The following is a 13546-nucleotide window of genomic DNA, read 5'->3' as shown; positions in this document are numbered from 1 at the left end:
CTTCGGTGGTTGAGTAGGCACCGGAGGCGCCGTATTGAAACCACGGCTCACTTCACCTCACCCGCGCATGCTCTCATTGCTTCCTCCACAAGGTGGCGGATGTGCTGGTTTCCCCAGCTGGGGCGTCGAAGGACCCTCGACGATAGGTGCTGCGGCATCCTCTTGGAATGCCCTACATGTACATCCTGAAGTGCTCCGATGGCAGCTTCTATGTCGGCAGCTGTCGCAATCTCGACAAGAGGGTCTGGCTCCACGACATCGGCGAAGGCGCGGAATACACCAAGCGCCGCCGTCCGGTGACGTTGGTCTACAGCGAAAAGTATGACAACGTCCACGACGCCTTTGCGCGCGAGAAGCAAGTGCAGGGCTGGAGTCGCGCCAAGCGGATGGCGTTGATCACGTTTGAGGGTGAGAACCTTCCCGGGCTCAGTCGAAAGAAGTTCGGGGATCGCATGGCTGATCTCGATGCAGGGGATGGGGAGTCTGGGTGATCTCGATCACCGGGGCGCGCCGCCTCGGTGGTTGAGTAGGCGCCGGAGGCGCCGTATCGAAACCACACCGACTACAGTGGGAGAGCCCCCGGCAAGACAGGAGTTGATGGTGCAGCAATCGGAGAACGCGAACTCTCCCGCACCCCTCCTGGCCGACAGTCCCATTGCACGAGAACTCGCTGATCTGACCGCTCGTCGCAAGGCTCTCGCGGCTCTGGAGATCGACTTCACCGGCAATACACGCATCCTGACGGTCTCGAACCAGAAGGGCGGGGTGGGGAAAACGACCACGGCGGTGAACATCGCCTCGGCGCTCGCGTCAGTGGGCGCCCGGGTGCTCGTCATCGATCTCGACCCACAGGGGAACGCCTCGACGGCGCTCGGCGTGCCGCACACGGCAGACATTCCCAGTGTCTACGACGTGCTGATCGACGAGTTCCCACTGGCCGACATCGTGCAGGTGAGCCCTGAGTCACCCCGGTTGTTCTGCGCACCCAGCACCATTCACCTCGCGGGCGCCGAGATCGAGCTCGTGTCGCAAGTCGCGCGAGAGCATCGTCTTCGTGCGGCACTCGACGACTACATCAGAGGCCTCGAGGAACCCCTCGACTTCGTGTTCATCGACTGCCCGCCATCTCTCGGGCTCCTCACCATCAATGCGTTCACGGCCGCAGACGAGCTCCTCATCCCGATCCAGTGCGAGTATTACGCACTGGAGGGGCTCAGCCAGCTGATGGGGAGCGTGCGGATGATCCAGAAACACCTCAACCCGAATCTCCATCTGTCTACGATCCTCTTGACGATGTACGACGGTCGCACGCGCCTCGCGCAGCAGGTGGCCGATGAAGTGCGGACCCACTTTCCCCAGGAGGTCCTCGCCACGGTCATACCGCGGTCGGTGCGTGTCTCCGAAGCGCCCAGCTTCGGGCAGAGCGTCATCGCCTACGACGGTGACTCCGCGGGCGCCGTCGCCTACCGCGAAGCCGCGGTCGAGCTTGCACAACGTGGGCTGACGAACACAGATAGCAAGGGAGCTCACTGATGGCAAAGCGAACGGGACTCGGGAGGGGCATCGGAGCACTCATCCCGACGAATGAATCGTCCGACGCCAGGCCGGTCGACGTGTTCTTCCCCGGAGCCTCCCTCTCGGACAGCGCACGGGTGCCGGAGCAGGAGACCGATCTGGTCGTCGTGCCCGGAGCGCGCCTCATCGACGTGAACCCCCACGACATCGTCCCCAACCCGCGCCAGCCGCGGACGAACTTCGACGCGGATGACCTCGCCGAGCTCGTCCACAGCGTGCGGGAGTTCGGCGTGCTCCAACCGGTCGTCGTGCGCATGAACGACGGCGGCGACTACGAACTGATCATGGGCGAGCGCCGCACGCGTGCGGCCCGCGAGGCCGGCCTGTCCTCCATCCCTGCGATCGTCCGCGACACTTCGGATGAGAACCTTCTCCGCGATGCGCTGCTCGAGAACCTGCACCGCTCCCAGCTGAATCCACTGGAGGAGGCATCGGCGTACCAGCAGCTCCTCGATGACTTCTCGATCACTCAAGAGGAACTATCCCAGCGCATCGGCCGGTCCCGTCCGCAGATCAGCAACACCATCCGGCTGCTGAAGCTTCCCGTTCCGGTGCAGCAGCGTGTTGCCGCCGGCGTGCTGAGCGCCGGCCATGCCCGCGCGATCCTGTCCCTCGAGGATGTCGGTGCCATGCAGCGACTATCCGACAAGATCGTCAACGAGGATCTGTCCGTGCGCGCGGCCGAGGCGGCCGCCAAGATGACCGGTGCCGGTTCACCACGTCCGGTTGCTCCCAAGGCGGGTGCGCGTCGGGCTCATCTCGATGAGGTTGCCGAGCGTCTGGGTGACCGTTTGAACACCAAGGTCAAGATTACCTTGAGCTCTCGAAAAGGCCAGATCAACATTGATTTTGCTACAGTGCAGGATCTCAACCGCATCCTCGGTGAAATCGGTGAGACCGGGTACGGAACCCCCTGACGACAGGCCCCCCCGGTCGTCGTAGGCTGGATGAGTGACGGACGAATTCAGCCTCCCGCGCCGTGCCAGTCTCGAGTTGCTGCGTGCAGAAGCGTCGGACGAGCTGTCGGTCCTGATCGAGGAGCGCGTACGGTCGGGTGAGGATCCGTGGGATTTCATGGAGGACCTGCCGTCGGTCGATGAGCTCGTCGTGCTGACGCTTCGCGCCGAGAACATCACGTCGGACGGTGGCGCCCGTCCGACCGACGCGCGCAACTATCGCGTCCTGCGTCAGATTGCGCTGCAACATCCCGAGCTCACGCCTGCGGTGTGGAGTCTCCTCGGTGGTGAGCTGCATCGTGTGTGGGACGTGGGGGTGCGAACCGAGCCGATGGAACGCGAAAGCCCCTGACCCGAATCATCGGGTCAGGGGCTTTCGCCTGGTGATCAGGCGAGGTAAGCCGCAAGGTCCTGCTCGAGCGCGAACTTCGGCTTGGCGCCGATGATCGTCTTCTCGACCTGGCCCTTGTTGAAGACCTTCATCGCGGGGATCGACGTGATCTGATACTGCATCGCGAGGTTGGGGTTCTCATCGACATTGAGCTTCAGAACGGTGATCTTCTCGCCGTTCTCCGCCTGGATCTCGTCGAGGATCGGGCTAACCATGCGACACGGTCCGCACCAGGCGGCCCAGAAGTCAACCAGCACGGGGCCGTCGGCCTCGATGACATCCTGCTTCCAGGTGCTCTCGCTCGTGGCCTTCGAAGTCATGTTCTTCTCCTTACAGAAGTGTTCGTTTCGTAGAACCTCAGGATGCCGGGGATTGTTCCCCGGCGGGGCGCCCACTCAGACGGTGGGGAGTGCGTCGATCTCCGACGCGTCGTCGGCCGGTGCTCCCGCCTCGCCCAGCGCGGCGAGGTAGTGCTCGACGTCGAGTGCGGCCACGGTGCCGCTGCCCGCCGCCGTGACGGCCTGGCGGTAGGTCGGATCGATCACGTCGCCCGCGGCGAAGACTCCGGGAACGGAGGTTCGCGATGACCGTCCATCGACCCAGACGGTTCCCGCGTCGGTGAGATCGAGGACGCCGTGCACGAGATGCGTGCGCGGGTCGTTGCCGATCGCTACGAAGACACCGGAAAGCGCCAACTCTCGGCGCGAGCCATCGACGGTGTCCTCGAGGACGACGCCGGTCACGGCCTCTTCGCCCAGGATGTCGACGATCGCGCTGTTCCAGACGAACTCGATCTTCTCGTTTCGCTCGGCGCGCTGCTGCATGATCTTCGACGCGCGCAGTTCGCCGCGACGGTGGATGATGTAGACCTTCGAGGCGAACTTCGTGAGGAAGGTCGCCTCCTCCATCGCAGAATCGCCGCCCCCGACCACCGCGATCACGCGGTCTCGGAAGAAGAATCCATCGCACGTTGCGCAGTACGAAACGCCCCGCCCCGACAGTCTCGCTTCTCCCTCGATGCCGATCTTGCGCGGCGCCGATCCGGTGGCGTAGACGACGGCATCCGCTTCGTGGACCTTGCCGGACCCCAGAGTGACCGTCTTCACTGCGCCGGACACATCGAGTGAGACGACGTCGTCGTAGACGACCTCTGCCCCGAAGCGCTCGGCCTGCTCTTGCATCTTCGCCATGAGGTCCGGGCCCATGATGGCCTCGGGAAAGCCGGGGAAATTCTCGACTTCGGTCGTGTTCATGAGTTCACCGCCGGCTTCGACCGAGCTGGCGATGACGAGGGGAGACAGGTTCGCGCGCGCCGCATAGATGGCCGCCGTGTAACCCGCCGGGCCGGAGCCGATGATGATGACCTGTCGCACGCGAATCCTCCTTGGTGAGAGAGGCCGGGCGGGCCTCACCGCAGTCAACCCATGGTAACCGGGGCCTATTCCATCACCATACGGAGGCGGTCGATTCTCAGCGGCCGGTCAGACGCCGTGCAGTGCGTATGGCGATCGCCAGCTCCGGTGCACGCAGCACAGCGAGCATGGCGACGTAGACCACCAGGGTGGCGGCGCCGATGGTGGCCGCGCCGACCGCTCCGGGCACACGATCGGTCGCCGTCCAGCCCTCCGTGCCGCCGAGGAGCAGGAACGTCAGCCACCCGGCCGCGAAGCTCGGCACGGAAGCGAGCGTGAAGCGGCCGAGGGCACGCCAGGTCGCGCCGAGTCGCAGGCGCCCGGTGTGACGGCGCAAGAGGCGCAGCGCGACCGGGAGCTGCACGAAGGTCGATACGGACTGGGTCAGAGCAACCGCGACAGCGAGGAAAGCGAGCGGCAGCCACCCGGCGCCCACGGCGAGCGCGGCCAGAAGCGCACCCGTTGCGGCGAGGACCGCCTGGACGACGGCGAAGGTAAACGGCGTCCGTGTGTCTTGGAACGCGAAGAACGCCCGCCGGACGATGACGAGCACACCGAACGGCACGAGCGCGATCAGGTAGGCGCAAAGCACCCATGCCATCGCGACCGCGCCGGAAGCGCTGTTCGTGAAGATCCGGGAGAGCGGGACCGATGCTGCGGCGAGAGCCGCCATGAAGCCGAACGCGAAGACGCTGAGCGCTCGGATCGATTCGTCGAGGTTGGGGCCGATCTGATCGAACTCGCCGGCGGCGACCTGCTCGGACATTCGCGTGAAGTAGGTCGTCGAGATCGACATCGCCACGATCGAGTGCGGAAGCATGAAGATCAGCCACGCGTAGACGATGACGGTGATACCGGCCGATCCGGATGCATCCGACACGACACGCGACTGGATGAGGCCGGCGACCTGCCCGACGACGACCGTGAGGAAGGTCCACCCGGCGAGGGTTCCGATGTGACGCAGCCCCATGCCGCGCCAGCGGAAATCGGGACGGATGTGCAATCCGGTGCGACGCCAGAAGAAGATGAGCACGGCCGCCTGGAGGGCGATCCCCAGCGTGGCCGTTCCCCCGAGGAGCGTCACCATCGTGCTGTTCCAGTCGGATACTTCCGTGAAGGGACCCCCGAAGGCGGCGAGGAACACGCCGAAGCCTGCGATCGAGACGAGGTTGTTGACGGTGGGTGCCCAGCTGTACGGGCCGAAGACCCTGCGAGCGTTGAGGACCTCCCCGAGCAGGGCATAGAGGCCGTAGAAGAGCAGCTGCGGCAGGCACCAGTAGGCGAGAGAGAGCGCCAGCGCGCTCTGCTCGGGCGTATAACCGGGAACGTAGAGCCAGATGAGCAGCGGCGCGAGCGCCATGATCACGACGGTGGCCGCCAACAGCAGCACGGTCCCGAGAGTCAGCAGTTTCGAGACGAAGCGCGATCCGCCGTCGGTGTGGGCCGCCGCCTTGACGATCTGCGGCACGATGATGCCGGTGATCACCCCCGCGGCGACGAGCTCGTAGATGTTCGTCGGCAGCATGTTCGCCGTCGTGAACGCATCCGCCGCACGACTGCCGTACGACCCGACCACGGCGACCAGCACGACCGAGCGCAGCAGGCCGGTCAGCCGCGAGACGAGGGTGCCGGCGCCGATGATGGCGCTCGCCCGGCCGAGACTAGCCATCCGCACTCTCCGCAGCAGCGCCCGCCCGGCGGCGCACGATCGTGCGAATCACGCCGAGGATGAGCATGGCGGCGACGAGCGAGACGAGCACGATGATTCCGACCGATTCCCACTCGGCGCGCACCGACACGTCGACTGAGACGGGGTCGCCGATCGCGACCATGGAGGGACTGCGCACCTGCACCGTCAGGTTCGACTCGCCGCTGCCGACCCGGGCCTCGATAGGGACCTCGGCGCGGGAGTTCTGCTGCGCGCCGACCTCCACAGGGGTCGCGTTCTGGACGATGACCCGGGGGTCGTTCGGCGTCGTCATCACCACGAGCGACACCGGCCACGGCAGATCGTTTCGGATCGTGAAACCGAGCGACGCACTCGAGGCAGCGAGGGTGAGTCCCGAGGGCGGGATGAGTGCGACGGCGTTCAGCGTCGACCGCGTCGTCGCCCGATGCCCGGTGACGCCATCGGCGAACTCGTCGGCATCCGGCAGCCACGCGTTGCCGATCAGCTGGAGGATCGAGGTGCGCTCGGGCCCCGTGAGGACGCTCGGGTCCGTGAGGATCGACGAGAACGCTCCCAGTGCGGCCTCATCGGTGAGGAGCTCCGTGAGCGCCGTCACGCGGCCAGGGTCCGCGGCCACGTCGCTGAGGGTCACCGCCGACGGCGCGGCGTCGAGAAAGGCGTCGAGCCCGGCCGGCGTGCGCCCGGGGAGGCTGTACGCTGCGCCGACGGCGTCGCGGAGGGCGGCGGCGGACCGGTCCGCACCGCGGTCGATCGTCACGAGCAGTCCGGCACCCGGTGATTGCGCATTCGCCAGAGCGGTGAAGGCGGATGCCGCGGCGCGCGCGCGCGCCCGATCGACGGTGCCGCTCGCCACTGAAACGGACCGGAGGGCGCTGGAGACATCGGCGTCGTAGACGATGAGCTGTGCGACACCCGCGTTCGCTCGACCGGAGGTCGATCCCGCCGCCACGGATGACGGCACGAGTGCGACAGCGGGGGCCGCATCGGACCCCAGCGCGGCCACGGCCGCGGCCGTGGCCGCTCCCGCCGTGCCCGTGGCCGGCCAGTACAGGCCGTCGCGGGCGCTGCCGATGTCCATGAGCACCTCGAGGGCCGGAAGGGCGGACTCGGGATCGGTGGTCGGCGAAGGAGTCGGCAGCGGAGTCGGCGGAGGCGAGGCGGGTGTGCTCGCGCTGAAGTCGCTCGCCGACATCGCGGGGTCGAGCGTCGTCACGGTCAGCGGTGCGCTGAGGCCGGCGCCGAACTGCGTGGCGAGATCGGCATCGCCGAACTGCAGGGCGAATCGCGTGTTCGGCAGAGACATCAGCTCGCCCAGCCATGTGCGTGCCGACGCGGGTGCCGAGGAACCGAGTACCCGGATGGAGGCGACGATCGCCGGATCCACCGCCAGTATCGCGGCGGTGCCGGTGACCGCATCCAGCTGTGCGCGCAGATCGCCCCCCGGGCCCACCGCGGCGGCGAGTTCGTCGCTCGTGAGCAGGCCGACCGATCGGGCCGGTGTCGTGATCGGTACGATGACGCCGACGGATGCCGAGGCGGCGGCATCCGGCACGACCAGCACGCTGCCCGCCGTGAGATCTCCGCGCTCCGACACGTACGTCGCGGTGAGCGGGTACACCCCCGGGGGGAGTTGCCGAAGGCCGGTCGCGTCGGGATCGACCGTGGCCATCTCTGTGCGCTGAGCGAAGGGGTCGAGCTCACCGATCACGGCCGTGCCGATCTCCCGAGCAGCCGCGTCGGGCGTGGCGTCGGCGAGCCATTCCCGCAGCGCCTCGCGGGTGGAGAGCGCCGTGTCGGTCACCGCGATGCTCACACTGCCAGACGCCACCGGGGTTCCGGTGGCGTTCTCCGCGTGCAGCGCCAGTGTGAGCGGCTGCCCCTCGGCCAGAACAGCGTCGCCGGTCGGTGTTGCGACGAAGGTCACTCCGGGCGAGGTCAGCGGGTCATCCGCCGCGCCGGCCGTGGCCGCCGGCGCGGCGGCCAGCACGAGCGCACTCAGCAGCGCCAGGCGCACCCGACGGCGGCGCGCGGGCGTGGCTGCGGAAGAGGTCATGGTCATGGGATGAAGCTCCTGTGCGATCCCCGACCGCACGATCAGGTGCGAGTCTAGGGTGACGGTTCTGTGCGCGGCCCGTGACGAGCCGCGATGACGACGATTGGACACTGCCGTGGATGTCACCGCCGATCCCGACCTGTGCGCCGCGCTGCGCGAAGATCTGCGGGACGCAGGTTTCACGGCGAGCGCTCTGCGCGCGGCGTGGGGCGCCCTCGCCGATGACGCGATCGGTCGCGGGCTGACCGGTCCGGCGCTCACGGCACTGGGGGAGCGCGCCGATGCGCTCGCCGTTCTCGCGCGAGTGCTGTTTCTCGGGGTCACCGCGCCGGTCGCCGACGTCGACGCCGCGCTTCCCCGTCTGCGCTCGGCGGGCCTGGCGGGGCTCGGTCTGGCAGCGGTGGAAGACGAGCGGGTCGTGCCCAGAGCGCTCGTCCGGCCGCAGGAGTTCGCGGACGCCGCGGGCTCCGGTCTCTGGTGGATTGCGCGCGACCTCGACGAGGGGGCGCTCGGCGGCGCACTGCCGCCCGGGCACGTGCTCGGTGTCGGCGGCGCTTCGATGACCCTCGCGGGTCTCCAGCTGCCGTCGTACGCGGCCCGGGTGCTCGACGTCGGTGCGGGATGCGGCATCCAGGCGCTGCGCGCGCTCCGATACGCCGATTCCGTCGTCGCGACCGATGTCTCCGAGCGCGCGCTGCAGTTCACTCGACTGAATGCGCTTCTGGCGGGCGCCGGTGACCGGATCGAGACCCGCCTCGGCAGCCTGTTCGCCCCCGTGAGAGGTGAGCTGTTCGATCGCGTCGTGTCCAACCCGCCGTTCGTCATCACTCCGCGCCTCGCCGACGTGCCCGCGTACGAATACCGTGACGGCGGGATGGCCGGGGATGATCTCGTCGCGGCGGTCGTCGCACAGGTCGGCGCGGTGCTCGCCCCGGGTGGCGTCGCGCAGCTGCTCGGGAACTGGGAGTATCGGGTCGGCGCTGACGGCCTCGAGCGGGTCCGGGGCTGGGTGGCGGACTCCGCCGTGCCGCTGGATGCCTGGATCATCGAGCGCGAGCAGCTCGACCCGCTCGCCTACGCCGAACTGTGGGTGCGCGACGGTGGAACCGCCCCCGGCTCACCCGAGTACGCGCGCCTCGTCGGCGCATGGCTCGCCGACTTCGACGCCCGCGGCGTGACGGCCATCGGGTTCGGCTACGTGCTGCTGCATCGCCCGGCTTCCGGGGCGCCGACCCTCGCCCGCTACGAGCGGCTTTCGCAGCCCGTCTCGGCGAGCTTGGGTGAGCACCTGCTGGCGGCGCTCACGGCGTGGGGCCGGATGGGTCTCATGGACGACGCGGAGCTCGCGGCATCGACGCTCGTCACCGCCGCCGACGTCACCGAGGCGCGGCACCACCTGCCCGGGGCCGAGGCGCCGAGCGTGATCGAGCTGCGACAGGGCGCCGGTTTCGCGCGCACGATCGAGGTCGATCCCGCGCTGGCCGCGCTGGTCGGGGCGAGTGACGGCGACCTGCCGGTCGGTGCGCTCGTCGCGGCGATCGCGGAGCTCCTCGAGGTGGACGCCGTGTCCCTCGCGGCCGATCTGCTGCCGCGGGTGCGGGAGCTGCTGGTCACCGGGTTTCTCGCGTTCGCGGGGTCGCCGATCGCAGAAGCCCCCGCGGGCTCAGAAGTGACGTATCCCGGCCCCCGGTAGGCTCGACGCATGCTCAACATGGCCGAGGGTCTCACCCGGCTGGGGGCACTCGCGTCCTCCCCGTTGATGTCGACCCTCGGGGCGGCGTTCGCAGATGCGGGCTTCGAGATCTCGATCGTCGGCGGACCCGTGCGCGACGCACTTCTGGCCCGGCCGACCCACGACCTGGATCTCACGACGGATGCTCGTCCGGATGACATCCTGCGCATCGTGAAGCCGCTGGCCACGGCGACCTGGGATATCGGCCGCGCGTTCGGCACGATCGGCGCGAAGATCCACGGTCACCAGGTCGAGATCACGACGTACCGCGCCGACAGCTATGACGGCACGACACGCAAGCCCGCGGTGGAGTTCGGCGACACGCTCGAGGCTGATCTCGCGCGTCGCGATTTCACCGTCAATGCGATGGCGCTTCGGTTGCCGACTCCGGCGCTGGTCGACCCCACCGGAGGCGTGGAAGACCTGGTCGCCCGCCGGCTGCGCACACCGGCAGATCCCGCGATCAGCTTCGGAGACGACCCTTTGCGCATGCTGCGCGCGGCGCGCCTGGCAGCACAGCTCGACTTCACGATTGCACCCGAAACGCTTCGGGCGATGGGCGAGCTGCGGGAGAGCCTGCGCATCGTGAGTCCCGAACGCATCCAGGGCGAGCTCGTCAAGCTGCTGCAGACCGCGGCGCCGGACCCCGGCATCCGGCTGCTGGTCGAGACGGGACTCATGGGGGAGTTCCTCCCCGAGGTGCCGGCGCTGCGGCTCGAGGTCGATGAGCATCACCACCACAAGGACGTCTACGAGCACTCGCTGACGGTTCTGCGCCAGGCGATCAGCCTGGAGCAGTCTCGGCATCCCGGTCAGGCACCCGATGTCGCTCTGCGCCTTGCGGCCCTTCTGCACGACATCGGCAAGCCGGCCACGCGGACGCTCGAACCCGGCGGCGGAGTGAGCTTCCACCACCACGACCTCAAGGGTGCGCGCCTGGCCCGCAAGCGCCTGGCCGCGCTGCGGTTCGACGGCGACACGACGGCGTCCGTGGCCCAGCTCATCGAGCAGCATCTGCGCTTCTTCGGCTACGCAGAGGGGGCCTGGACCGACTCGGCGGTGCGCCGGTACGTGCGGGATGCCGGCGACGAGCTCGAGCGGCTCCACATCCTCACCCGCGCCGACGTCACCACGCGCAACTCCAAGAAGGCCGCGCGCCTCGCCCGCGCCTACGACGACATCGAACGGCGCATCGCCGAGCTCGCCGAGCGGGAGCAGCTCGATGCGATCCGGCCGGAGCTCGACGGCAACCGCATCCAGTCGGTTCTGGGGATCGGACCCGGGCGCGAGGTCGGCGAGGCTTACCGGTTCCTGCTCGAACTCCGGCTCGACGAGGGCGTGCTGGGACCCGCGGCCGCAGAGCAGCGCCTGCGGGAGTGGTGGGCCGCGCGCGGCTGAGACAGGCGACGCCACGGTGCCGCCAGTCGCCGTCCTGCTGGCAGGATGATCGTGACGGAGGAAGACATGACCGACGACACTCCCACCCCCGCGCTCGCCGCGCTCGCGGAGGCGCACGGTGTCGCGACGGAGTACTGGTCGTTCTTCGGCGACCGGATCACGGTTCCCGCCGGAACCCTCCGCGCGGTGCTCGCGTCGATGGGGGTGGATGCCGGAACGGATGCCGCCGCCACCGCGGCGCTCGCCGATGCTCACGACGCGCCGTGGCGGCGGCTGCTGCCGGCGTCGCTCGTGTCGCGCCCCGGTGCGCGCGTTCTGCTCGCACACGTCGCCGACGGCAGCGACCTCACCCTGGCGATCGCGCTCGAGGACGGCTCTTGGCGCGACCTTCCCGTTCCGCCTCAGGAGGCGAACTCTCGCTCGGTCGACGGCGTCGTCGTGTGGCGGGTAGAGATTCCGGTGCCTGCGGACCTTCCGCTCGGATGGCACACGGTGCACGCCTGGCAGCGCCCGTTCGGCGGCGAGCCGAATCGCACGGCATCCGCCCCGCTCATCATCACCCCCGAGCGCCTGCCCGCCCCGCCGACGCGGGAGGGCCGGCGCCGCGGCTGGGGCCTGATGGCGCAGCTGTACTCCGTGCGGTCGCGCGCTTCATGGGGCATGGGTGACTTTGCGGATCTCGGCGATCTCGCCGCGATCGCGGGTGGGCGCGGGGCCGACTTCCTGCTGGTGAACCCGGTCCACGCGGCCGAGGTCACGAGCCCCATCGAACCATCGCCGTATCTCCCGGCGACGCGACGGTTTCTCGCACCGCTGTATGTGCGTCCTGAGGACATCCGCGAGGTCGGCTACCTCACCGAGACGGGGCGCGCCGTCGTCGAGGCGGCACGCACACCGGTCGCCGCGGGTGGTGACGACCCGGACCGCATCGACCGCGACGCCGTCTGGGCTGCGAAGCGCACGGCCCTCGAGACGATCTTCGCCGTGCCACTGAGCACCGGTCGGCGCGCCGAGCTTGCGGCGTTCGTCGCTCGCGAGGGCCGGCCGCTTCAGGACTTCGCCCTGTGGTGCGCCCTCGAGGAGCACTTTGACGGCGCCGGGCGTCCCGACGAGATCGCCGACATCACCTCTCCGATCGTCGCCGAGCTCCGTGAGCGCCTCGCGCCGCGGGTCGCCTTCCACAGCTGGCTGCAGTGGATCGCCGACCAGCAGCTCGAGCGCGCGCAGGCCGCCGCGAAGGCGTCGGGAATGACGATCGGGGTCATGCACGACCTCGCGGTCGGCGTGCATACGCAGGGGTCGGATGCCTGGTCGCTGCGCTCCATGTACGCTCCGGGCATGACCGTCGGCGCGCCGCCGGACATGTACAACCAGCAGGGCCAGAACTGGAATCAGCCGCCGTGGCTCGGCCCCGCGCTCGCTGAGGCCGGCTACGCCCCGCTGCGCGACATGATCCGCACTCTTCTGCGGCATGCGGGCGCCCTGCGTATCGACCACGTGATCGGCCTGTTCCGCCTGTGGTGGATTCCGGCCGGCCACAGCCCGGCGGCCGGCACGTACGTCCGCTACGATCACGAGGCCATGATCGGCGTGCTGGCGCTCGAGGCGGAGCGCGCCGGAGCCGTTCTGATCGGCGAAGACCTCGGCAATGTCGAGCCCTGGGTGCGCGACTATCTGTCGGCGCGTGGGGTCCTCGGCACGTCGGTGCTCTGGTTCGAGCGGGAGGGCGAGGGGTTCCGTCCGCCGGAGCAGTATCGTGAGGCCCTGCTGGCGACCGTCAACACGCATGATCTGCCGCCGACGGCGGGGTACCTGGCCGACGAGCATGTCGCGCTGCGGGCGCGGCTCGGGCTGCTGACCCGACCGGTCGAGGAGGAGCTCGCCGAGGCCGAAGCCGAGCGCGGGGCGATGCTCGCGATGCTCCGCGAACGCGGCCTGCTCACGGCGGCGGCGACCGAGCAGCAGGTGATCGAGGCACTGAACGTGCTGATCACGGCATCCCCTTCGCAGCTTCTCGGCGTCGCTCTGGTGGACGCCGTCGGCGAGCGCCGCACGCAGAATCAGCCGGGCACCGACAAGGAGTATCCGAATTGGCAGGTGCCCCTCGCCGACGGTGAGGGACACCCCGTCCTGCTGGACGATCTCGCAAAGATCGCCCGCTTCGTCTCGCTCACGCGCGCGGTAGACGCGGCCCTGTAGCACCCCTGAGTGGCGCGGCCCGCGCCGCCCGCCCGCGCCGCCGCGCCGCCTGCGCGCCGCCCGTGTGTCCCACTCTCGGCGAGCCTTGTCCCACTTTGTGTCGTCCCCGACCGCGCAGGGCGACACAAAGTGGGACAAGG

Annotated in this window: 11 protein-coding genes; 7 read left to right on the top strand and 4 right to left on the bottom strand. The window is 68.9% G+C overall.

The features are described from left to right. Positions 1–176 precede the first annotated feature (176 nt). From QZV81_RS07750 to QZV81_RS07735, 4 genes are all read left to right on the top strand, one after another. Positions 177–491: a GIY-YIG nuclease family protein gene (locus QZV81_RS07750; RefSeq protein WP_292835271.1), complete on the top strand. Its 315-nt coding sequence runs from the start codon at positions 177–179 to the stop codon at positions 489–491. A 106-nt stretch (positions 492–597) separates the two neighbouring features. Further along, positions 598–1533: a ParA family protein gene (locus QZV81_RS07745; RefSeq protein WP_292835268.1), complete on the top strand. Its 936-nt coding sequence runs from the start codon at positions 598–600 to the stop codon at positions 1531–1533. After that, a complete protein-coding gene (locus QZV81_RS07740) occupies positions 1533–2492 on the top strand; it encodes a ParB/RepB/Spo0J family partition protein (RefSeq protein ID WP_292835265.1) in 960 nt (319 codons plus the stop codon). Before QZV81_RS07745 ends, QZV81_RS07740 begins: the two co-directional genes overlap by 1 nt. A gap of 34 nt (positions 2493–2526) precedes the next feature. After that, positions 2527–2883, top strand: coding sequence for a tryptophan synthase subunit alpha (locus QZV81_RS07735; RefSeq protein ID WP_292835262.1), 357 nt, complete (start codon positions 2527–2529; stop codon positions 2881–2883). Positions 2884–2918: 35 nt separating this feature from the next. On the opposite strand, the gene trxA is transcribed toward QZV81_RS07735, so the two are convergent. The 4 genes from trxA to QZV81_RS07715 form a co-directional block, all read right to left on the bottom strand. Further along, on the bottom strand, positions 2919–3242 hold the full coding sequence (gene trxA, locus QZV81_RS07730; protein ID WP_292835259.1) for a thioredoxin: 324 nt from the start codon (positions 3240–3242) through the stop codon (positions 2919–2921). Positions 3243–3317: 75 nt separating this feature from the next. Continuing rightward, positions 3318–4295: a thioredoxin-disulfide reductase gene (trxB, locus tag QZV81_RS07725; RefSeq protein WP_292835256.1), complete on the bottom strand. Its 978-nt coding sequence runs from the start codon at positions 4293–4295 to the stop codon at positions 3318–3320. A 97-nt stretch (positions 4296–4392) separates the two neighbouring features. Continuing rightward, positions 4393–6003 carry a murein biosynthesis integral membrane protein MurJ gene (murJ, locus tag QZV81_RS07720; RefSeq protein WP_292835253.1) on the bottom strand — a complete coding sequence of 537 codons (1611 nt, stop codon included), beginning with the start codon at positions 6001–6003 and terminating at the stop codon, positions 4393–4395. Beyond that, positions 5996–8077, bottom strand: a complete 2082-nt coding sequence (locus tag QZV81_RS07715) for a DUF6049 family protein (RefSeq protein WP_292835250.1) — start codon at positions 8075–8077, stop codon at positions 5996–5998. Before QZV81_RS07715 ends, murJ begins: the two co-directional genes overlap by 8 nt. A gap of 115 nt (positions 8078–8192) precedes the next feature. Here QZV81_RS07715 and QZV81_RS07710 point away from each other — a divergent pair, with 115 nt between their 5' ends. The 3 genes from QZV81_RS07710 to malQ all read left to right on the top strand — a co-directional run bounded on the left by QZV81_RS07710 (position 8193) and on the right by malQ (position 13406). Next, positions 8193–9770, top strand: coding sequence for a methyltransferase (locus tag QZV81_RS07710; RefSeq protein ID WP_292835247.1), 1578 nt, complete (start codon positions 8193–8195; stop codon positions 9768–9770). A 9-nt stretch (positions 9771–9779) separates the two neighbouring features. Then, positions 9780–11207, top strand: a complete 1428-nt coding sequence (locus QZV81_RS07705) for a CCA tRNA nucleotidyltransferase (protein WP_292835244.1) — start codon at positions 9780–9782, stop codon at positions 11205–11207. A 66-nt stretch (positions 11208–11273) separates the two neighbouring features. Beyond that, the gene (gene malQ / locus QZV81_RS07700; RefSeq protein ID WP_292835277.1) at positions 11274–13406 is read left to right on the top strand and encodes a 4-alpha-glucanotransferase; all 2133 of its coding nucleotides are present in this window, start codon (positions 11274–11276) and stop codon (positions 13404–13406) included. The last annotated feature ends 140 nt before the right edge of the window (positions 13407–13546 follow it).

Origin of the sequence: Microbacterium sp., assembly GCF_011620665.1 — a bacterium.
Classification (GTDB): Bacteria; Actinomycetota; Actinomycetes; order Actinomycetales; family Microbacteriaceae; genus Microbacterium.
Note: the sequence above shows the minus strand (reverse complement) of the source record. Positions and strands in the feature narration are given on the sequence as shown.

Excerpts from the sequence above, each read along its gene's own strand:
- QZV81_RS07750 (WP_292835271.1), top strand. The coding sequence starts at position 177 with ATGTACATCCTGAAGTGCTCCGATGGCAGCTTCTATGTCGGCAGCTGT.
- QZV81_RS07745 (WP_292835268.1), top strand. The coding sequence starts at position 598 with ATGGTGCAGCAATCGGAGAACGCGAACTCTCCCGCACCCCTCCTGGCC.
- QZV81_RS07740 (WP_292835265.1), top strand. The coding sequence starts at position 1,533 with ATGGCAAAGCGAACGGGACTCGGGAGGGGCATCGGAGCACTCATCCCG.
- trxA (WP_292835259.1), bottom strand. The coding sequence starts at position 3,242 with ATGACTTCGAAGGCCACGAGCGAGAGCACCTGGAAGCAGGATGTCATC.
- murJ (WP_292835253.1), bottom strand. The coding sequence starts at position 6,003 with ATGGCTAGTCTCGGCCGGGCGAGCGCCATCATCGGCGCCGGCACCCTC.
- QZV81_RS07715 (WP_292835250.1), bottom strand. The coding sequence starts at position 8,077 with ATGACCTCTTCCGCAGCCACGCCCGCGCGCCGCCGTCGGGTGCGCCTG.
- QZV81_RS07705 (WP_292835244.1), top strand. The coding sequence starts at position 9,780 with ATGCTCAACATGGCCGAGGGTCTCACCCGGCTGGGGGCACTCGCGTCC.
- malQ (WP_292835277.1), top strand. The coding sequence starts at position 11,274 with ATGACCGACGACACTCCCACCCCCGCGCTCGCCGCGCTCGCGGAGGCG.